Raw genomic sequence first — 21,247 nt, forward strand, 5'->3', positions numbered from 1 at the left:
GGTAGGAGCGGGTCTGTTCTGGACTTTAACCAGTTGCCGCGTTCGGTTTGCGCCCGCATTGATGCTATGTGGCCCAAGTCACGCGCAATTGCCCGATGAGGCACGCCTCACCGATTCGGCAAGGTGGCCACACCGAATTTGTCAAGCATCAGTCTCACTGATTCTTGCGCTCGAGAACGCTGCAACGAGAAGCAACACTATGCCCGTGGCCGCTGTGATCGCACCCACCCCCACGGTTGCGTCCGATATGCGCGATGACGTGAGCGGCCACTCACCGACGTACACCAGAGCTGCCACGGCAGATCCGATCAGCAATGCCGCGCCCCGCGACGGCCGCGCGGACGCTGCGATCACAGCGGCGATCACGACGGTGACGCCGACGAGCAGTTGACCCCAGACGTCAATTCCCCACGGCCACTCCAGAACTGAGGCCGCCGTATAGGTGTCGCCCTGATAGAGGGGAAGCGCGGTTCCGATCAGGACAGCGACGGCGCCGATCCCACCGACGAGAAGCACCAGCCCTCGCGAACCGCCACCTACCGACGTGTCGACATCCTCACGCTCGGCGCTTCCCGCCAGCCAGACGAGCAGTCCCGTCGCCGCAGCGAGGAAAGCCGCGCCGCAGAGCACGAAGGCGCCGGCCCCCAACCCGACGCCTTGTACGTCCGTCGCGATGACCGCCGACTGCATGACAGCGGCGACTCCCATCACGACCGTGGTCCACAACACGCCGACGGCCGGCCGCACCACCGCGGCGCGGCCCGGGGCGAACAAGCCCAGACCGGCGACCAGCAGTACAGCAGCCGCGAGCAAGACAACTCGAGACGAGAGCATGGACGGTTCGGGGATGTTCTCCGGCAACGACAGGACCGGAAGTGCCACGCCCAGGGCTGCCACTGCTGCGGTGACAACTGCGCCGATACCGGCAACGCGGTGAAGTCTGTTCACCCGCGCTTGCGCCGCCCGGGACTGAGCCACCATCGCCGCTTTCAGCGCACCCTTTGTCGTCTTCGCGGGTGCGCGAACCACACTTTCAGCGGGAATCGCATCTTTTTCACGCCTGGAAGCGAGGTAGTGAGCTGAAACGCCGATCACGGCGATGACCACGGCGGCCAGTGCCCCGACCACCGATCCCGAACCGACGCCGATCCGATCGCCGGCCGCGAACCCAGCCATCACCCTGGTTCCACTGACTGCGAGTGCGCCGAGTCCGACACCGATCAGGGCGCCGCAGCCCACCGGTAGCGAGATGGACGTCAATGCCGCCGCGACCGCAACGAGTACCGCGACGCCGACCAATCCCGTACCGACGGCGGTAGCCGCCGCCGAGTCGACGAGCGGTTTGACCAGAAAGATCGGATCCTGCGAACTGAAGGAAGGACCGAACAGGGAGAGCACGAACACCACCGCGGCCAGAATCAGCAGCGCTGTCGGCCACCCACCGATCCGCCCGCCAACCGATCGCCCGTCGAATTCCGCGGCGCGAGCGCTGCCGTATCCGTCCCGCTCCGATTCACGATGGACGACCATGAAGCCGAGGACACCGGACACCACAAGAAGTCCGTGGCCCGCGAGCGCGAGATAAGCGCCCGGACCCGCATCGATCGAACCCGCCGAAATCGGACGGAAAAGGTCCAAGCGGTTTGCATCGATTGCGCCGACGAACAACTGAACGTCGAGGACCGCCGCGCCGAGGGACACCGCGCCGATACCTGCCAGGAGTCCACCTGCGAAGGCGGGCCTGCGCCCCGAGGTGAGCACCGCAACCAGCGGCACGACGATCGTGCAGACGGCAGCGAAGAGAGCGGCAGAAGCAAGAGCCCCCGTCGTGTCGACCCCGCGGCCACTCCCGACTCCGACGACGGGACTGGCTGCCACTCCGACGGCACCGAGCAGTCCGATTACCGCCGCGAGTGGCGCCCCGGACTTCACTCCGGGGTCGTCGAAACGCGCCTGCGACGTAGTTCCAGGTGTTGTGGACACTCGATCGACGGTAGTGCCTGAATGGACCGGTGATCCGGTTGTGACACGCGTGATCACGAAACGTGATGATTCGTCCGTTTTGCCCGGATCGGCATATTCCCAGGTCAAGCTGTGAGGCACGTCACATAATCGGACAGGTTTCCGCTACGGCTTGCGCCCATCGCAATCATTTCGTTACCGTCAGTCGGTCTAAGTCACGGGCTGATCACGAACTCGAGGAGAGAACCGGCATATGCATCACCGCAGCCAGTTCACCGCTAGTAGGTTCTCGAACTCAGCTCCAGACGAGGTCACGACCACTTATCCAACGCACTCGGCCAGGCGTTACACCGAGACCAAAAGTTCTGAGATCTCTACCGATATGTTCACTCGAAATTCATTCTCCACGTCGTCAGATTCCGACTCTCACGAGTTCGTCGAGTCCGACGTGATCAGCACCCCCACTTACGCCTCCTCCGCACCGACAGTCGATGTCGAATCTCCGGTTCGCCGCAGCGGTGCTCACCGACTCCCCACCCCTCCCTCCGCTCTCAAGGGCCGCGCCGCCGTTCTGGCAGTTGCAGCCGGCGCGGTTGTCGCCGCGGGCCAGGCAGTTGTCAACGACGGTTCCTCTTCTGCCGCCGACCACTCGGAAGTTGCACTCGCCAACGAGTCCTCCGCGATCGGTACCACCGCAGAACCGCAGGCCGCTCAGTTCGCTCCGGCCACCTCCACGGCAGCCACCACCGAGGCCGACGCTCCGCAGGTCCTCAACGTCGCAGCGCCGACCGACCTCTCCCAGTTCAGCAACCTGCTTGCCAAGGGCCAGCGTTTCAGTGACGAGCGCGCAGCACGCGAAGCCGCTGCCCGTCGCCCGCTGTTCGTCCTGCCGGCAGTTGGCACGTTCACGTCCAACTTCGGCACCCGCTGGGGCACCCTGCACGCCGGCGTCGACATCGCCGCCCCGATCGGGACGCCCATCGTCGCCGTCGCCGACGGCAAGGTCATCGATTCAGGTCCGGCTTCCGGGTTCGGCATGTGGGTACGCCTACAGCACGCAGACGGAACGATCACCGTCTACGGCCACATCGACACGTCCACCGTCACGGTCGGTCAGCAGGTCATGGCCGGCGACCAGATCGCCACTGTCGGCAACCGCGGCTTCTCCACCGGCCCGCACCTTCACTTCGAGGTTCATCTCGCCGGCGAGAACAAGATCGATCCCCTCCCCTGGCTCGCCTCACGCGGCATCAGCCTCGGCGTCGAGCAGGACTGATCGCAAGCCCAACGCTTCTGATGAAAAACTTCCGGCCCGTACCTTTCCAGGTACGGGCCGGAAGTTTTTGCCTGTCTTCTACAGCTTGACCATCGGCACACCGCCGATGAGCATCAACCGCACCTTGCCCGCGCTACCGAAGTCGATGGTGACCGTCGCGGTGGGGCCAGTGCCCTTGGTTTCCAACACGGTGCCCAGACCGTACTTGTCGTGACTGACGCGGTCACCCGTGGCGAGGACCAGAACGTTGTTGCGGCCACGCGCGGCACCGAAACTGGGAGTCGACGCGGCCTTGCCGGGCCCTCCCCCGTAGTTCTGCCCGCCGCCGTATCCCTGGCCGCCCTGGCTGCCGTAGCGGCTTCCGCTGCCGTAACCCGGCCTGCCGCTTCCGAATCCGCCACCGGTGCCCGGATCCTCACGGCGCCAGTTGATCAGGTCCTCCGGGATCTCCTGGATGAACCGCGACGCCGGGTTCTGGATCGGTTGCCCCCACGCCGAACGCATGATCGCGCGCGTCAGGTACAGGCGCTGCCTGGCACGGGTGATGCCGACGTAAGCAAGTCGACGCTCTTCGGACAACTCTGCCGGATCGCCGAGGGCGCGCATGTGCGGGAACTGCCCGTCCTCCCAACCGGTGACGAAGACGACCGGGAACTCGAGGCCCTTGGCGGTGTGAAGCGTCATCATGGTCACGACGCCGTCGTCGGAGTCCGGCAGTTGATCGGCGTCGGCGACAAGCGATACCCGTTCGAGGAAGGCGGCAAGCGAACCCGGATCGGGTTCGCCTTCACGCATTGCTGCGGTTTCCTCGTCGTCCGGATCGATCAGCCCGGCCGCGTTTCGCGCGTCGGAACTGAATTCCCTTGCCACGCTGACGAGTTCGTTCAAGTTGTCGAGTCGCGCGCCGTCCTGCGGATCGCTGCTCGCCGCAAGCTCGGCGCGGTAGCCGGTGCGCTCGAGCACCGCCTCGGCAACCTCACCGATGTCACCGAGCTCGAACGGTTCGTCCTCGTCGGCGGCTGCTGTCGGTAGCAGGGCCCGCAGCCCGTCCATCATCTCGAGGAACGACGCGATGGCCTTCTGTGACCGCGTATTGAGCAGCGCCACTTTGCCTTCCGCGCCGTCACGGAGAGCGGCGGCGAAGCTGATGTTGCGATGCTCGGAGTGCACTGCGACGCAGGCTTCGGCTCGATCACCGATACCGCGTCGGGGCGTGTTGAGAATGCGTCGCAGGCTCACGGTGTCGTCCTCGTTGGCGAGGACGCGCAGATACGCGACGATGTCCCGAACTTCCTTGCGCTCGTAGAAGCGAACGCCGCCGACCACCTTGTACGGCACTCCGAGTCGAATGAAGATCTCCTCCAGCGCGCGCGAGGAGTTGTTGGTCCGGTAGAACACCGCGATGTCGGCGAACTTGGTCTCGCCCTGGTCCACCAGCCGATCGATCTCCGAGGCGACAAACGATGCTTCGTCGTGCTCGTTGTCTGCAACGTAGCCGACGATCAGTTCGCCTTCACCCGAATCGGTCCACAGACGCTTTTCTCGTCGGCCGGTGTTCTTGGAAATCACGGAGTTGGCCGCAGACAGAATGTTCTGCGTCGAACGGTAGTTCTGTTCGAGAAGGATGGTCCGAGCATCCGGGTAGTCGCGTTCGAACTCTTCGATGTTGCGGATAGTGGCTCCGCGGAACGCGTAGATCGACTGATCGGCGTCACCGACGACGCACAATTCGGCCGGGGCAACGGCGTGGTCGGACTCTCCGGCTCCACCGACCAGTTCACGCACAAGCATGTACTGCGCGTGGTTGGTGTCCTGGTACTCGTCGACGAGCACGTGACGGAAGCGGCGGCGGTAGTACTCGGCGATCTGGGGAAACGCCTGAAGAAGCGCGACGGTCTCACCGATGAGATCGTCGAAGTCGAGTGCGTTCGCCGCACGCAGCCGCTGTTGGTAGTGGCCGTAGACCTTGGCGATCAGTCGCGGAAGTTCGGCCGGATCCTGATCGGCTGCGACAACCGCCTCTTCCGGTCCGACGAGTTCGTTCTTCAGATTGGAGATATGCGTAGCGAGAAGCCGCGCGGAGAATCGTTTGGTGTCGAGCTCGAGGTCCTTCGAGATCATCGTCAGCAGTCGACGCGAATCGTCGGAATCGTAGATCGAGAAATTCGAGTTCAAACCGGGCAGGAGCGCCGCCTGTGCTCGCAGGATCCGCACGCAACTGGAGTGGAACGTCGAGACCCACATGGCGTTGGCACGCGGTCCGACAAGAGCTGCCACACGCTCGCGCATCTCGGCCGCAGCCTTGTTGGTGAACGTGATGGCCAGGATCTGACCGGGGGTGACACCCCGTTCGGCCAACAGATAGGCGATGCGACGCGTCAGCACTGCAGTCTTGCCCGAGCCGGCGCCCGCGACTATCAGCAACGGCGAACCGGCATGGACCACGGCCTCGCGCTGTTGCGGGTTGAGACCCTCGAGGAGGGCGTCCGAACCCGCGTCGTGTCCCCGCGCGCCGCCCCCGTCGTGCTGGGAATGTCCGTCGTGCTCACCGAGTGCTGGGTACGTGTTCATCGCCTGTCCACGCTACCGGCGTCCACCGACACGGTCGTAAGTGCGTCCACCTGCTGGTAGAGGCACTTGGATTACCTGTGTCGAGCATGGCAAACTGGACGCTATGTTCAGCATTTCCGTTCGCGACAACACGGCCGACCCCGTCGGCCCGCTGTGGCGTTACTTTACGTGCCCCGGACCTCGGTGCACGTGATCTGAACAGCTCACCCGCCCCTGGTCCGAATCGGATCCGGGGCATTTTCGTCAGTGTGCCTGGATCGGTAACGACCCGAGCCGAGACCACGATCCACGCAGTAGGAAGAGGAGACGAATAGCAATGAGCACCCAGGCTGCAGCCCCCCATGGAAATACTGTCGATACTGTAAAAACTGCTCCGACAGACGTCGAGATCCCCCAGAGTGAGGCGGAGATCGACGAACTACGGAAAGAAATCGACCGTCTCGACGCCGAGATCCTCGCGGCCATCAAACGCCGCTCCGAGGTCTCCCAGATCATCGGCCGTACCCGGATGGCATCGGGTGGTCCGCGTCTGGTGCACAGCCGCGAGATGAAGGTCCTCGAACGATTCAACGAGCTGGGCCAGGAAGGCCACACCCTCGCGATGCTGCTCCTGCGCCTGGGCCGCGGACGCCTGGGCCACTAGCGCACACCCAGATCACTTGCGAACGGCCACATCGGATGCCTCTGGCAGTCCCGATGTGGCCGTTCGCGGGTGTATCAGCTCTCGAGCGCGATGTACTTCGTGTTCAGGTATTCCTCGATCCCCTCGGTCCCGCCCTCGCGGCCGAATCCGGATTCCTTCACGCCACCGAACGGCGCTGCCGCGTCCGAGATCACTCCGCGGTTGACGCCGATCATTCCTGATTCCAGTGCATCGGAAACCCGAAGCGCACGGTCGAGATCCCTTGTGAAGATGTACGCGGCCAGTCCGAACTCGGTGTCGTTGGCGGCTGCGATTCCCTCGGCTTCGGTGTCGAAGCCGGTGATCGCGGCGACGGGTCCGAACACCTCTTCTTTCAGAATCCGCGCGCCGGCCGGAACGTCGGCCAACACCGTGGCTGGATAGAAGTACCCTTCGCCACCCGGCGCTTCGCCGCCCAGTCGCACCTTCGCCCCGGCATCCACCGCATCTGCAACCAACTCCGCGACCGTGTCGAGCTGGTTCTGGTTGATCAGCGGCCCGAGCTTCGTCTCCGGGTCGGTACCGGGTCCCATCGTGAAAGTCGCCATCTTCTCGGTCAGCTTGGTCGTGAACTCTTCACGCACGGCGTTGGCGACGTGGAACCGGTTGGCGGCGGTGCATGCTTCGCCACCGTTGCGAAGCTTCGCCAGTACCGCGCCCTCGACTGCCTTGTCGACGTCCGCGTCGTCGAACACCACGAAGGGTGCGTTGCCACCCAATTCCATCGACGTGCGGAGCAATCGCTTCGCGGACTTCTCCACCAGCATCTTGCCGACGCCGGTGGACCCGGTGAAGGTGAGCTTGCACAGTCGAGGGTCGTCGATGAGAGGGCCGGTCACTTCACCGGATTTCGATGTCGGCAACACCGAGAGGACTCCGTCGGGCAACCCGGCTTCGGCCATGAGCTGAGCAAGCAACAACATCGTCAACGGGGTCTCCGAGGCGGGCTTGACGATGATCGTGCAGCCGGCGGCCAACGCCGGGCCGATCTTGCGGGTACCCATCGCCAACGGGAAATTCCAGGGAGTGATGGCCAGACACGGTCCGACCGGCGCCTTGGTGACAAGGATCCGGCCGTTGCCCGCCGGGGCCGGCGTGTAGCGCCCGCCGATGCGAACGGCCTCCTCGCTGAACCACCGGAAGAACTCCGCCCCGTACTTCACCTCGGCGCGACTTTCGGCGAGTGCCTTGCCCATTTCGAGGGTCATCAGCAGCGCCACGTCCTCGGCTCGCTCGGTGATCTTCTCGAAGACGGCTCGCAGGATTTCACCACGCTCGCGCGCAGGTGTGCTCGCCCACTTCGACGAGACGGCGACGGCTTCGTCGAGAGCGCGCAGCGCGTCCGCGGGGCTCGCATCGGCGACATCGGTCAACGATTTCCCGGTCGCCGGATCCGCCACCGGGAAGGTCGCGTTGTTCTCCGCGGGCACGAACCGACCGCCGACGAACAACTGGGTGGGAACTGATCGAATGAATTCGAATGTGTCCATGGGTTCCATGATGCTCGTCGGAGCCGCGTCCGTCTGCCCGCGAGCGAGACTCACGCGGAAGTTTCCAGCTTGTGCCACTAAAGTCGATGATCGTGAGCACTGACATCACCGGAACCTCAGCCTGGCAGAAACTGCGCGCTCATTACGCCGACATCGAAGGCGTTCACCTGCGAGAACTCTTCCAGGACGATCCAGCCCGCGGGCGAGAGCTGACGATCGACGCCGGTGATCTTCACATCGACTACAGCAAGCATCGCGTCAGCCGCGAAACTCTCGCGCTACTCGTCGAACTGGCCCGCGAGGCCGGCGTCGAGGCACGACGCGACGCGATGTTCGCGGGCGATCACATCAACACTTCCGAAGACCGCGCCGTACTGCACACAGCACTGCGTCTGCCGAAGGATTCTGCTCTGACCGTCGACGGTCAAGACGTTGTCGCGGACGTTCACGAAGTTCTGGACGCGATGGGCGCTTTCGCGGATCGTGTGCGCAGCGGCGAGTGGACGGGCGCCACCGGCAAGCGGATCCGCACCATCGTCAACATCGGCATCGGCGGTTCCGACCTCGGGCCGGTGATGGTCTACCGCGCACTACGGCATTACGCCGACGCCGGGATCAGCGTCCGGTTCGTCTCCAACATCGACCCTGTCGATCTGGTCGGACAGCTCGACGACCTCGATCCGGAGACGACGCTCTTCATCGTCGCATCCAAGACGTTTTCCACCCTCGAGACGCTCACCAACGCGACGGCGGCAAAGCGTTGGCTGTTCGCCGGTCTGGGCAGCGAAGACGTCTCGGCCGTAGCCAAGCATTTCGTCGCAGTCTCCACCCATGGTGATCGCGTGGCGGAGTTCGGCATCGACACCGCGAACATGTTCGGGTTCTGGGATTGGGTCGGCGGGCGCTACTCCGTCGACTCGGCGATCGGCTTGTCGGTCATGTGTGCCGTCGGACCCGTTCGTTTTGCGGAGTTTCTCGACGGTTTCCACCAGATCGACACGCACTTCCGAAACCAACCGCTCGAGCAGAACGCGCCGGTCCTCCTCGGCCTCATCGGGCTCTGGTACTCCAACTTCTTCGGCGCTCAGTCCCGCGCAGTGCTGCCCTACTCCAACGACTTGCTGCGCTTTCCCGCGTACCTGCAGCAGCTGACCATGGAGTCCAACGGCAAATCGGTTCGCGCCGACGGCTCACCGGTGACCACGTCCACCGGTGAGATCTTCTGGGGCGAGCCGGGGACCAACGGCCAACACGCGTTCTATCAGCTCCTGCATCAGGGCACGTGGCTCGTGCCCGCCGATTTCATCGGCTTCGCGGAATCCACCGACGATCTGCCTACTGCGGACGGCACGGGATCAATGCACGATCTGCTCATGAGTAACTTCTTCGCTCAGACAAAGGTTCTCGCGTTCGGCAAGACTGCCGAAGAGATCGCGTCAGAGGGCACTGCTCCGGAGTTGGTGCCGCACAAGGTGATGCCAGGCAACCGACCGTCGAGCACTATCTTGGCGAAGGAGCTGACCCCCTCGGTCGTCGGTCAGTTGATCGCGCTTTACGAGCACCAGGTATTTGTCGAAGGTGCTGTGTGGGGTGTCAATCCGTTCGATCAGTGGGGCGTCGAACTCGGCAAGACGCAGGCACTGGAACTGGGGCCTGCGCTCTCTTCCGAAGCAGCACCCGGCGACCTCGGCGACACATCCACAGATGCTCTGGTGCAGTGGTACCGCAGAGAGCGCGGACGGGCCTGACTCACGCGGCGGCCGGGCCGAACCAACTTTCCGTTGTGTACACGCGTCCGGATCGGTCGACGAGCCGAGCGCGAAGCTCTTGCTGTTCAACCCATTTGATGGCGCTTATCCCCCGGATCAACGCAGCTTCGCTCGCGGCGTACGCCCACAGCGCGTCGTCAGCAATCACCGAGACCTGTGCCCATTCCGTGGAGGGCCGCACCTGGTTCGGCTCCCAGGAGGGCAGCTCCAGCGCCCGCGCCGTCGCCATCGCGGTTCCGTTGATCAGTTCGACTTCTTCGCTGTCCGGCACCGGAATCTGCCAGCCACCAGCCGGTGCATGGCCGGCCGTGGCGATCACGTCGCCGATCCGCACAGCAACGCCGCATTGTAATTCGGCGGCGACGATCTGCGCGGCGCGATCGACGGTGTCGGCCTTGGCAACTCCGGTGATGTCGAACGACGCACCCCAGGGCGCGTACACCACGTCTCCGTCGAGCTGTACGTCCTCGAACGTCGGGGTCGGGTGCACCGGAGGGATGGATTCGTCCTCGGAGTAGTTGTCGGCAAGCGGATTGACTGCACCGCCGGTCATACGAGCCGCCCACAGCGCCGACCGCAAGAGAGCAGACATACGCCGAGTCACTTTGACCGGAGTTCCCTGAGCGAGGTTGACGGCGTGAATCTCGGCGTCACCCCGGCGAAGGTCGCACACCGCCTCGGTCTCGTCGATGGCAGCTGCGATCAACGCGTGCGCAGTGGGCAGCGCAGCGCCTTCGGTGACATCCACCTCCACGGCGGAATCCCACATCGCCCACTTCTCGACACTGACCATGTCAGTCCTGCCCTTCGAACACACCGCGTTGTAACCAGTATGCGCCGGTCAGCAAGCCCCGTGCCATAAGCCGCTTCCGAGGCCGAGGCACGCATCCTGCAGGAGGAGCAGCCCACGGCAGGGGCTGATGGTAGATCTGTGCGACAGAATTGCCGCCCGGACTGTCGCCCTCCGTGTGCAAGCCGCGCATTCCTTCGAAGGGTCCTGACCGCACCCGACTGCGACTGACGTCGACTACTACCGGCGCAGCGGGCTATTCCGATCCGAAAGACGCAAAGGCGACGGTCGACATGTCGTGCCGGGACGCTGCGCCTCGAGCTCGGTCTGCCGCAAAACACGTCCGGGCGACGCTGATATCACCGCAGGAGATAGCGGCGACTGACGAGAAGCACTGTGTTCCAACGTCGATGACATACCAATCGGCCGCTTTCGACGCGCGCCACTTTCAACAGGTCGACACACCTGCCCGCTCACTCTCGACTGCCGAGAAAAATACGCGCCCATCACTACGCGCGAGCGTCGAGCAGAGCACCGAGAAAGAGTTCCGAACACGCGGCTCGCCAACCGCCGGAGAGAGTGACGCCCGGCGCCCGGCGGCAGTGCTCGCACGTTACAGACAGGGCCACAATGCATCGACGCAGCTACATAGGACCGGCCGAAAGAACCTGCAGCGCAACGGCGTAACCACCGACATTTTGCTTATACGCCACCCACACGCCCGTTGGCAAAACGAACGGTCAGTACGCGGTGTAAATCACATACTTTACAAAGTCTTTGGAAACTCTCCGCGCCAAATATCCGCAGGTGAAAGGACTTTCGACCGGAGTCCAGAATAACCGTGTCGTCTACTATGTGAAAACTGCGAAGTAGCTGTGACGCTGGGTCACGCTCGAGGGAGGAATTGTGACCGATTCATTCAAGGACCGTTTGAACGCCTTGTACCCGGCCACAGCACCGAGACTCACCAACGCACAAGTTGTGGAAGCCCTTTCGCAACGTGGATGCAAGATTTCGACACCGTACCTCTCGCAACTCCGGAGCGGTGTGCGCACAAATCCGTCGGAGCAAGTCGTTTTGGCATTGGCCGATTACTTCGGCGTAGCAGCAGAGTACTTCTTCGGCCCGACACCTCGCCAAGATCCCGAACTGATTCCGGAAGAAGACCGTTCGGTTGTCGAAGAGTTCCACGACAGCGAATTACGTTCTCTGGCCATAAAAGCGGTCGATCTCTCCCCTGAATCGCAGGACTTGCTCTCATCGATTGCGGAGAAACTTCGCTCGTCCGAAGGACTCCCGGCCGTCCCTCCGGATTGCAGCACCTACACCCCACCGTTCACTCGCGACTAGTCCGGAGCGAAGATCAGCGAGTCAGATCAGCGAGTCAAGCGGCCCAATAGTGCCGAAGCTGTGATGATTCCGAGCAGCGCGGCCCCGATCAGCACGCCGAAGTCGACGAGGTAATCGGTCGGCATTCCGATCAGCAGACCGCGCAGCGCTGACACCTCGTAGCTCAGCGGATTGATGCGACTGAGCCACTGAACCCACGTCGGCATGAGTTCGACCGGGTACAGAGCGTTGGACGCGAAGAACAACGGCATGGTGATCGCCTGGCCGATGCCCATCAATCGATCTCGTTTGAGCACGATCCCCGCGATCGCAACCGACAGACAGGCGAAGAACGCCGAGCCGAGGACAACGACAGCCACGACGCCGAGCAGCTTGATCGGGTTCCACGTCATGCTCACGCCCAGCAGCGCCGCTACAACGACTACGACCACGGCCTGGGCGACCGCACGGATACCGGCTGCAAATGCCTTTCCGGTGACCAGCGCGGCTCGTGGCGTCGGCGTCACCATGAGTTTGGTGAGGACTCCCGCGTCACGCTCCCAGATGATCTGGATTCCGTAGAAGATCGCAACAAAAAGCGCGGACTGCGCAATGATGCCCGGCGCGAGAAAGTCGAGATACGGTACGTCGCCAGTCGGGATCGCTCGGATATGACTGAACGTCTGACCGAAGATCACCAACCAGAGGATCGGCTGGATTGCGCGCGTGACCAATTCAGATCGGTCGTGCCGCAACTTCTGAACTTCCACGAGGCAGAATGTGTAAATTCTCGAGAGCAATCGAGCAAGACTGTTGGTAGTGGGATCAGCCCAAGCGGCGCGCTGTGCGACGGGCACTGCGGACATCGCGGAGACCTCCTGACTTGTCGCCGGTGAGATCGTCGCCGGTGTAGTGACGGAACACGTCTTCGAGAGTGGCCTCCGGCCCCAGTTCGGCGGCCAACGCGCTCGGCTCGCCCACCGCACGAAGTTCACCGTGATGCATCAACGCAACACGATCACACAACTCCTCGGCTTCTTCCATGTAGTGCGTCGTGAGCAGCACAGTCATGCCGTACTGCTTCTGCATCTCCGCCACTCGCTGCCAGACGGATTCGCGGGCAATGGGATCCAGCCCCACCGTCGGTTCGTCGAGCACCAGCAACGACGGTCGGTTCACCAGCGCCTGCGCAAGTTCGAGACGTCGCACCATACCGCCGGAGAAACCCGACGCCAGACGATCACCTGAATCGAGTAGGTCCACCATCTCGAGCGCCTGGTCGACGCGCTCGCGTCGTTCGGACCGCGGAACGTCGTACAGTCGCGCGAACCAGGTCACGTTCTCGCGTGCGGTCAATGCGCTTTCGATCGAGAGCTGTTGTGGCACGTACCCGAGGTAGCGCCGAATGGTCATCGCCTCGGTACGAACTGAGCGACCGAGAATCCGAATGTCACCGTCTTGCAGAGGAAGTAACGTGTTGAGCAACCTGATCGTCGTAGTCTTTCCTGCGCCGTTGGGACCGAGCAGGCCGAAACACTCCCCCGCATTGATGACCAGACTCAGGTTGTCCACCGCGCGGTGGTCGCCGAACTTGTATGTAACCGAGTCGATCTCGACCGCGTGTGCGCCGGGGTCGGGTGAACCTGCCGCTCGGCTCTTCCACCACTGTGTCAGCATCTCACTACCCCTCACCTTCTGATCCGGCTGCTGCCAGAGCGCTCGCCAATCGCGACAGGGCTGGTAGCGCAGCCTCGATCCTCGCCCTGTCTTCTCCGGTCAGACTCGACAATGCCTGACCGACAATCACACTCCGGCGATCACGCCACACCTCGACGCGGGCGCGCGCCTCGTCCGCGAGTACCAATCGCGCGACGCGGCGGTCGGCCTCGTCGGCAACGCGTTCGATCACTCCATCGTCGACGAGCTGCCGCACCAAGGTGGACACCGTGTTTGCCGCGACACCCAATCGCCCGGCGGCCTCGGCCACCGACAGACCCGGGTTGCGTCGTAGCAGCCTGACGAGTTCGATCTGGGCGCCGGCGAGCGGTCGTTCCGCAAACGGCCGCCCCGACGCCTTCCTCGTGCCCCGGCGCAATTGTCCGAGCGTCTCCAGGACGTCATCCGCAAGATCTGCTCCGTTTCCATCCACAACCTCACAATAGCTCTGTAACAGAGCTATTGTCGAGGAATCCGGGCGCCCGGCGTTTTCAGCTCGTCCGCAACGGGTATCCCCGATTGCTTGTCCCGAGCACTCCCGCCCAGAACGGAGACGTCATGCGCAGACAGTGGTTGTTCGCGACGGTTGCGAGTACCGCCCTGATCCTCACCGGTTGCTCGCCCGACGCCCTCGATTCCGGGGACAGCGCAGACAACGTCACTGCCATTGCGACATCGCTGTCGCCACCCGCCGCCGCTGATGCACCCCTGCTGAAGACCGCCGACTCCCCACTCGGGACGATCGCCGTCGACGGCGAAGGCATGACCGTCTACGTCTACAACCCGGACGAGGAGAACTCACAAGCCGGGTCGTGCGACGAAGCGTGCCTGCGTTACTGGCCGGCGGTCACCTCGGTCACGGATTCGCCGATCGTCGAAGGAATCGACGCCGTCATCGACACTGTCGACGGGCCTGAAGGATCTTTCCAGATCACCGTCAACGGCAAGCCCGTCTATCGGTACCTCGACGACAAGGTTCCCGGAGACATGCTCGGACAGAGCGTCGGCAGCCTGTGGTGGATGATCGACGCCGCCGGAAACCCCGTGTTCAAGACTGAGTAACCCTCAGTTGTACGGCTGCCGAGCGGTTTCGGGGTCGCCGTACGTGATTGCCCGTTCCCGACGCGTTTTCGACGCCAGGGTTGCGCCCCAGTTCAGCACCGTGCTGGCGCGATTGCGGAAACCGGCGAGGAATGCGATGTGGATGATTCCCCATGACACCCATCCGATGAACCCGGACAACTGGACCGGCCCTGCCTGAAGCAACGCGTGGCGTCGCGAAATGTAGGCCGCGGTTCCAAGATCGCGGTACTTGAACGGTTTTCGGCTGGGCACTCCGTTTTCCACGGTTGCAGCGATCCGGGCACCGGCGTGCCGACCACCCTGCATCGCGACCTCGGCCACCCCGGCAAGTTTGTCCCGCGACATGAGGTCGCCCACCACGTAGACGTTCGGGTGGCCGGGAACGGTCAGATCGGCTTCCACCTCGATGCGGCCACCGCCGACCTGCTTCACACCCAGCGCCGTGGCCAGTGCCTCGGCGAACGGCACTGCTTCGACGCCCGCGGTCCACAGAATCGTGCGGGTCTCGTACTGCCGCTTCTCTTTTGTCTTCTTGTCCGTCGTCTCGATGCTGGTCTCGCACACGTCGGTGACGTGCACGCCGAGGTGAGTCTCGACGCCGATCCCGTCGAGAGTACGTTTGGCGGCGGCCGAGAGCTTGCGACTGAACGAAGGGAGCACCCGATCGTCGCCGTGGAAGAGCAGCACCCTTGCCTCGTCCGGGTCTATGGACCGGAACTCGTTGGTCAGCGCGTGCATCGCCAATTCGCGGATCTGCCCGGCTAATTCGACGCCGGTGGGTCCACCGCCCGCCACGGCGAAGGTCAGCCACGGCCGACGTTCTTCCGCCGTCGGGAGCGATTCGGCCATCTCGAACGCAGCAATGAGACTGCGCCTGATCGCCAAAGCGTCGTCGAGGGTTTTCATGCCAGGCGCCCATTTGATGAACTCGTCCTGGCCGTGGTACGACTGGCGCATTCCAGCCGCCACGATCAGGTAGTCGTACGGCAGTTCGAAGGTCGACCCGTCGAAGCGACTGGCAGTCAGTATCCCGGCGTCGGCGTCCACCGACTTGGCCTCGCCCAGAACGACGTTCGTGTTCTTGTTGTCCTCGAGCAGATGTCGCAGCGGACTTGCGATCTGCCCTTCGGAGAGCAGACCCGTGGCGCACTGGTATAGCAGGGGCTGGAAGACGTGGCTGGTCCCTCGGTCGATCAGAACCACCTCGACGTCGGCCTTCTTGAGCCGTCTCGCTGCGTACAGTCCACCGAAGCCGCCACCGACGATCACTACGCGGGGCTTACCGTTCGAGATGTGGATGCTCATCAGACAAACCTCGCTGTCACGGAGTTGGGCAGGAATCGTAGGGCCGCATCTATCCCTTGCCACTTGAGGCCTGGTAGCGCCGCTCGGGTGGTTTCCTTCTCGATGGCGTCGGCCATGGCACTGACGCCTTCGTCCAGACTGGCCATGAGCGCTGCGTCGTCGCCGGCGCCGGCGGACATGTCGGTCTTGATGAAGCCCGGCAGCAGGGTGGTGACCCGAATAGGTGTGCGCGCCAACTCGATACTGAGCGCCTCACCCAGAGCCGCTACCCCGGCCTTGCTTGCCGAATAGGCCGCTTTTGGCCCGGGTAGCCCCCGATCCGCGCTTATCGAGGACACGAGAACCAGGTGTCCGGCGTCCTGCGCGCGGAAGATCTCGAGCGCAGCTTCACACTGCGACAGCGCGCCGACAAAATTCGTCTGCGCTGTTGCAAGATTCGCGTGCGCTTTTCCGGTTCCGATCTTGGCGCCCTTGCCGAGCCCGGCGTTCACGATCACCCGGTCCAGGCCACCCAACTCGTCGCGCAGCTCACCGAAAACCCGGACGACGGAATCGTGTTCGGTCACATCGAGTTCGCGCACTGCGACGCTGATCGACGGGTACTGCGCCACCAACTCCCCTCGCAGCGTGTCGAGACGATCCGTCCGCCGGGCACACAGCGCGAGGTCGCGACCGGCCGCGGCGAATCTCCTGGCCATCTCCTCCCCCAGACCCGAACTGGCACCGGTGATCAAAATCTTCTGCCGCGTCATGGGTGCAACTGTAGCCATCATCGAGCTCTCGTACCCGGCGGTAACCGAGCGAACTCGGACCGATCCGGCATACCGTGGAGCAATGACCGACGAATTCGATGTCATCGTGATCGGCGGTGGACCCGCCGGCGAGAACGCCGCCGCATACGCCATCGCCGGAAGTAATCGCACCGCCGCAATCGTGGAACACGAACTGGTCGGCGGTGAATGCTCGTATTGGGCCTGTATGCCCAGCAAGGCACTACTGCGCCCGGGGCAGGTCCTCGAGGCGGCCGACGCCTTGCCCGGGATCCCGGCCGGACCGCTGGACGTCGATGCCGTTCTGAAACGGCGCGACTCGTTCACCCACAACCACGACGACTCGTCCCAGGTCGACTGGGCAACCTCCGCGGGCATCACCGTGATCAAAGGCCACGGGGTCATCGACGGCGAGCGAGCAGTGACCGTCGACGGGACCCGTAAGCTCCGTGCCCGCCAGGCCGTCGTACTCGCCACGGGAACGACCGCCACCGTCCCGAAGACACCGGGATTGCGCGAGGCACTCCCGTGGACCTCGCGCGACGCCACCAACCTGCACGAGGTTCCGTCGCGAGTGGCGGTCATCGGCGGCGGAGTGGTCGCAACGGAGTGCGCAACGTGGTTGTCGTCGTTCGGCGCTCACGTGACGTTGCTCGTGAGGGGCGATGCTCTGTTGAAATCAGCAGAACCGTTTGCCGGAACGATGGTGGCCGAAGCACTCGGCGCCCGCGGTGTGGACGTTCGACTGAGCACTGCCGTCAACTCGGTCTCACGCCCCGATGCCAAGGACACCGGCGAAGGTCACATCCACGGTGGACCCGTCAGCATCGAGACATCGTCCGGCGTGATCGAAGTCGACGAGGTCATCGTCGCGGCGGGCCGCGGGCCGACATCTGCCGATCTCGGCTTGTCCGTCATCGGCCTCGAGGACGGCAAGTACGTCACCACTGACGATCACCTCTGTGCCCAAGGTGAGTGGCTCTACGCCGTCGGCGACATCAACGGTCGTTCTCCCCTCACCCACATGGGCAAGTATCAGGCGAGAGTCTGCGGAGACGTCATCGCCGCGCGGGCCGAGAGCCGCGGACTCAGGGGACCTCGGTACACGGCGTCGGCGGACAACGGACAGGTCCCCCAGGTGGTGTTCACCTCACCCGAAATCGCCTGGGTGGGACGCACCGAGAAGAAAGCTCGCGACGACGGCTACGACGTCGAAGTCGTGGAGATCGAACTCGCCGTCGCGGGATCTTCGCTGCTGCGCGACGACTACTCGGGGCGCGCGAAGTTGGTGATCGACAAGGCCACCGACGTGATCCTCGGCGCTACCTTCGCCGGGCCCGAAGTATCCGAGCTGGTGCATGCGGCGACAATCGCGGTCGTCGGCGCCGTACCACTGGAAACTCTCTGGCATGCGGTGCCCTCGTATCCGACGGTCAGTGAAGTCTGGCTTCGATTGCTGGAGGCTCGCCGCTGACGCGCTCCCGAAGTACGTATAGTCGCGACATGGCGTCCGACATACTTGTGACCACGGCCGACGGCACCCTGCGCGGCCGCCGGGTGGGAAAACTTCGTGCCTGGCGCGGAATTCCCTACGCCCGGCCGCCGGTCGGAACACTGCGTCTGACGCGACCCCAGCCGGTCACGCCGTGGACCGGAGAACGCGACGCGACCAGGTTCGGCGACGCGTCTGTCCAACACAAGAAGGGGCTGTTGCTCGCGCCCGGGAAGTACCAGCCGAGCAGCGAGGACTGCCTGACGCTCAACGTGCTCGCCCCCGCGAACACCGGCAATACTCCGCGTCCCGTCATGGTTTTCATCCACGGTGGGGCAAACACCATCGGGACCTCGGCCACCGGCTTGTACTCGGGCGTGTCCCTCGTCGAACGCGGCGACGTCGTCTACGTCTCGATCAACTACCGACTCGGCGCTCTGGGCTATCTCGATTTCACCCCGTTCTCCACATCCGAGCGCGTATTCGACTCCAACCTCGGACTGCGCGATCAGGTCGCGGCCCTGCAGTGGGTGCAACGCAACATCGCCGCCTTCGGTGGGGATCCTGAAAAAGTCACGATTTTCGGTGAATCCGCCGGAGCCACCGCCGTCACCACCCTGATGGCGACTCCGGCCGCCAAGGGACTCTTCGCCGGCGCTATCGCCGAGAGTTCGGCTCCGGATCTGGTCTCGAGCACGCAGCGATCGCATGCCTGGGGCGCGCGTTTCGTCGAGATCCTCAATTCCGGCCTACCACCCGCGAAGGCCCTGACCTCGGCGACAGCCGTCGAATTGGGCAGAGCCGGAAGCAGACTGGGCGCCGAGGTACTCGCGAACACACCTGGACTACATCCCTTCGGACCGGTCGTCGACGGCGACTTCCTGCCGCGCTCCCCCTTGGACGCATTCAAAGAAGGATCGGCACACCAGGTGCCGATGATCATCGGCACCAACAGACGGGAGGGGACGCTGTTCCCGAAGGTGCTCGACGCACTTCCGACCAACCCGTCGCGCATCGACACCATGTTTGCCCTCACCGATCCCGAGGCCGGGAAGCGCATCCTCGCGACCTATCCCGGCTACCCGGACGAGCAGTCCGCGATCGACGTCGGCGGAGACGTCACGTTCTGGCACCCGTCCGTGGAGTTGATGCAAGCGCACGCACAATCGGCGCCGACGTACGCCTACCGATTCGACTTCGCGCCGACGATGATGCGCTGGCTCGGCCTCGACGCCACACACGGATTCGAGATGTTTGCAGTCTTCGGCATCGGTGGCACCCTTGTCGGGCGCGGCCTCACCCTTCCCGGCGGTCGACGCGGACTGCGCGCAGTCACCGAATCTGTTCAGGGACACTGGCTTCACTTCGCCGAGCACGGCTCGCCGCGCGGATCGTGGCCGCGCTACGAGGGGCAGGAGCGTCGGACCATGATCTTCGACGAGATCGTCCGCGTCGAGAACGATCCCAGACGTGAACAACGCTTGGCCTGGGCGGGATACAGCGGTTACCGTAGCCACGGCACCGACATCTCCCTACCGTGACGAGCCCCCTCGAGATCACTCTCGATTCCGGGGTCGTACGCGGGCGCCTCGATCGAGGACTGCGCACCTGGCGAGCAATCCCCTACGCAACGGCCCCGACCGGTCCTCGGAGATTTCGCGCACCGCAGCCGGTCGAGGCTTGGCATGGTGTCCGCCCGGCGGAAGCATTCGGCTCTCCGTCTCCGCAGCGCAAGAGCAATTTCGACGAGAACTCACTCTTCGTCAATGTCGTGGCTCCGCAGGTACCGTCGGATTCGTTGCGACCGGTCATGGTTTTCATCCACGGCGGCGCGTACAACGGCGGGAATCCGTCGACGCCCATGTACCGCGGAACGAGCCTGGTCGAACGTGGCGACATCGTCTACGTCTCGATCCAATATCGTCTCGGCGCGTTGGGCTACCTCGATTTCAGTGAATATTCCACTGCGGAACAATCATTCGAGACGAACCTCGGATTGCGCGATCAGATCGCCGCGCTGACGTGGGTCCAACGCAACATCGCCGCTTTCGGTGGCGACCCGAACGCCGTCACCGTCTTCGGTGAATCGTCCGGCGCCAACGCGGTCACCACTCTGATGGCAACGCCGGCGGCACGAGGGCTGTTCGCCCGGGCCATCGCTCAAAGTCCGCCGGCTGCTTCGGCATACGGAAAAGAGCGAGCGCACCGTTGGGCACGCGAGTTCCTCGAGATCGCACAGGCTCCGGATGCCGATCCGGCATCGTGGCTGCGCTCCGCTTCGGTGAAGGACCTGGTCGATGCCGGCGAAGAACTTGCGCGCCGCGGCGCGGACGAAGAACCCGGAACGCGGGCATTTGCCCCCGTGGTGGGTGACGACGTCCTTCCCGAACACCCGCTCGACGTGTTCGCCGCCGGACGCGCCCACCCCGTTCCGCTGCTCGTCGGTTCGAATCTCCACGAGGGAAGAATCTTCCCGCGCGTTCTCGACATCTTGCCTACCGACCCGGTTCGGATCGAGAAGATGTTCTCCCACACCACCCCTGAAGTGAAAGCACGTGCGCTCGCGGCGTATCCCACGTATCCGCACCGGTTTGCTGCCGCAGATCTCGGCGGCGACATCACGTTCTGGGAGCCCGCGATACTCTGCGCACAGGGTCATTGCCAGGTAGCTCCTACCTACAGTTACCGCTACGATTTTGCGCCTCGCCTGCTCAGACTCGTCGGCATGGGCGCTACCCACGCCACCGAATTGCTTGCGGTCTTCGGGCGTTCGGATGCACTCACCGCGGCCTTGACAGCGGTCGGTGGGCGCCGCGGACTGACTGCGGTGACCTCCACCATGCAGCGCCACTGGATCCATTTCGCCCGCCACGGAGTGGCGGACCGGGATTGGCCCGCCTACTCCGTACCGGAGCGGCAAACAATGATCTTCGACGAGACGTCCCGAGTGGAGAACGACCCGATGGGTGAGCGTCGACGGGCTTGGATCGGCTACGAGCACAGGCGCTGAAG

At 63.8% G+C, this 21,247-nt stretch carries 17 protein-coding genes; 8 read left to right on the plus strand and 9 right to left on the minus strand.

The genetic code is table 11. The features are described 5' to 3' along the window. Nucleotides 1-141: 141 nt before the first annotated feature. Complete coding sequence (locus tag ATN38_RS04550) at nt 142-1,983, minus strand: hypothetical protein (protein WP_308255825.1); 1,842 nt, start codon at nt 1,981-1,983, stop codon at nt 142-144. A gap of 232 nt (nt 1,984-2,215) precedes the next feature. Between ATN38_RS04550 and ATN38_RS04555 the strand changes: the two genes are divergently transcribed. Continuing rightward, on the plus strand, nt 2,216-3,238 hold the full coding sequence (locus ATN38_RS04555) for a M23 family metallopeptidase (RefSeq protein ID WP_218747630.1): 1,023 nt from the start codon (nt 2,216-2,218) through the stop codon (nt 3,236-3,238). Nucleotides 3,239-3,316: 78 nt separating this feature from the next. On the opposite strand, the gene pcrA is transcribed toward ATN38_RS04555, so the two are convergent. Then, nucleotides 3,317-5,809, minus strand: coding sequence for a DNA helicase PcrA (pcrA, locus tag ATN38_RS04560; RefSeq protein WP_218747632.1), 2,493 nt, complete (start codon nt 5,807-5,809; stop codon nt 3,317-3,319). Between the two features lie 316 nt (nt 5,810-6,125). Here pcrA and ATN38_RS04565 point away from each other — a divergent pair, with 316 nt between their 5' ends. After that, nucleotides 6,126-6,452 carry a chorismate mutase gene (locus tag ATN38_RS04565; RefSeq protein WP_003946362.1) on the plus strand — a complete coding sequence of 109 codons (327 nt, stop codon included), beginning with the start codon at nt 6,126-6,128 and terminating at the stop codon, nt 6,450-6,452. Nucleotides 6,453-6,526: 74 nt separating this feature from the next. Here ATN38_RS04565 and ATN38_RS04570 read toward each other — a convergent pair whose 3' ends face one another. After that, nucleotides 6,527-7,981 carry an NAD-dependent succinate-semialdehyde dehydrogenase gene (locus ATN38_RS04570; RefSeq protein WP_218747634.1) on the minus strand — a complete coding sequence of 485 codons (1,455 nt, stop codon included), beginning with the start codon at nt 7,979-7,981 and terminating at the stop codon, nt 6,527-6,529. Between the two features lie 92 nt (nt 7,982-8,073). Between ATN38_RS04570 and pgi the strand changes: the two genes are divergently transcribed. Further along, entirely contained in the window at nt 8,074-9,729 is a 1,656-nt protein-coding gene (pgi, locus tag ATN38_RS04575; RefSeq protein WP_218679793.1) for a glucose-6-phosphate isomerase, read from the plus strand. A gap of 1 nt (nt 9,730) precedes the next feature. Here the strand turns inward: pgi and ATN38_RS04580 are convergent, their stop codons facing one another. Next, a complete protein-coding gene (locus ATN38_RS04580; RefSeq protein WP_218747636.1) occupies nt 9,731-10,543 on the minus strand; it encodes an FAD:protein FMN transferase in 813 nt (270 codons plus the stop codon). 903 nt (nt 10,544-11,446) lie between these two features. Between ATN38_RS04580 and ATN38_RS04585 the strand changes: the two genes are divergently transcribed. Then, nucleotides 11,447-11,890, plus strand: coding sequence for a helix-turn-helix domain-containing protein (locus ATN38_RS04585; protein WP_003946341.1), 444 nt, complete (start codon nt 11,447-11,449; stop codon nt 11,888-11,890). Nucleotides 11,891-11,916: 26 nt separating this feature from the next. Here ATN38_RS04585 and ATN38_RS04590 read toward each other — a convergent pair whose 3' ends face one another. From ATN38_RS04590 to ATN38_RS04600, 3 genes are read right to left on the minus strand one after another with little or no spacing between them, the layout of a single operon-like run. Then, nucleotides 11,917-12,735, minus strand: a complete 819-nt coding sequence (locus ATN38_RS04590; protein ID WP_007727621.1) for an ABC transporter permease — start codon at nt 12,733-12,735, stop codon at nt 11,917-11,919. Next, a complete protein-coding gene (locus ATN38_RS04595) occupies nt 12,695-13,546 on the minus strand; it encodes an ABC transporter ATP-binding protein (RefSeq protein WP_218747637.1) in 852 nt (283 codons plus the stop codon). The genes ATN38_RS04590 and ATN38_RS04595 overlap by 41 nt, the downstream gene beginning before the upstream one ends. A 4-nt stretch (nt 13,547-13,550) precedes the next feature. Further along, a complete protein-coding gene (locus ATN38_RS04600) occupies nt 13,551-14,018 on the minus strand; it encodes a MarR family winged helix-turn-helix transcriptional regulator (RefSeq protein WP_218747638.1) in 468 nt (155 codons plus the stop codon). A gap of 125 nt (nt 14,019-14,143) precedes the next feature. Here ATN38_RS04600 and ATN38_RS04605 point away from each other — a divergent pair, with 125 nt between their 5' ends. Further along, nucleotides 14,144-14,647 carry a hypothetical protein gene (locus ATN38_RS04605; RefSeq protein ID WP_003946334.1) on the plus strand — a complete coding sequence of 168 codons (504 nt, stop codon included), beginning with the start codon at nt 14,144-14,146 and terminating at the stop codon, nt 14,645-14,647. A gap of 3 nt (nt 14,648-14,650) precedes the next feature. Here ATN38_RS04605 and ATN38_RS04610 read toward each other — a convergent pair whose 3' ends face one another. Continuing rightward, nucleotides 14,651-15,973, minus strand: coding sequence for an NAD(P)/FAD-dependent oxidoreductase (locus tag ATN38_RS04610; RefSeq protein ID WP_003946361.1), 1,323 nt, complete (start codon nt 15,971-15,973; stop codon nt 14,651-14,653). Beyond that, the gene (locus ATN38_RS04615) at nt 15,973-16,725 is read right to left on the minus strand and encodes an SDR family oxidoreductase (RefSeq protein WP_218747639.1); all 753 of its coding nucleotides are present in this window, start codon (nt 16,723-16,725) and stop codon (nt 15,973-15,975) included. Before ATN38_RS04615 ends, ATN38_RS04610 begins: the two co-directional genes overlap by 1 nt. Before the next feature lie 82 nt (nt 16,726-16,807). Here ATN38_RS04615 and ATN38_RS04620 point away from each other — a divergent pair, with 82 nt between their 5' ends. The 3 genes from ATN38_RS04620 to ATN38_RS04630 are packed head-to-tail and all read left to right on the plus strand — an operon-like array spanning nt 16,808 to nt 21,245. After that, the gene (locus ATN38_RS04620) at nt 16,808-18,217 is read left to right on the plus strand and encodes an NAD(P)/FAD-dependent oxidoreductase (protein ID WP_218747640.1); all 1,410 of its coding nucleotides are present in this window, start codon (nt 16,808-16,810) and stop codon (nt 18,215-18,217) included. 29 nt (nt 18,218-18,246) lie between these two features. After that, on the plus strand, nt 18,247-19,776 hold the full coding sequence (locus tag ATN38_RS04625) for a carboxylesterase/lipase family protein (protein ID WP_218747641.1): 1,530 nt from the start codon (nt 18,247-18,249) through the stop codon (nt 19,774-19,776). After that, complete coding sequence (locus ATN38_RS04630) at nt 19,773-21,245, plus strand: carboxylesterase/lipase family protein (RefSeq protein ID WP_218747642.1); 1,473 nt, start codon at nt 19,773-19,775, stop codon at nt 21,243-21,245. The genes ATN38_RS04625 and ATN38_RS04630 overlap by 4 nt, the downstream gene beginning before the upstream one ends. Nucleotides 21,246-21,247 lie beyond the last annotated feature (2 nt).

This window comes from Rhodococcus sp. FH8 (genome assembly GCF_019266085.1).
Classification (GTDB): Bacteria; Actinomycetota; Actinomycetes; order Mycobacteriales; family Mycobacteriaceae; genus Rhodococcus_F; species Rhodococcus_F qingshengii.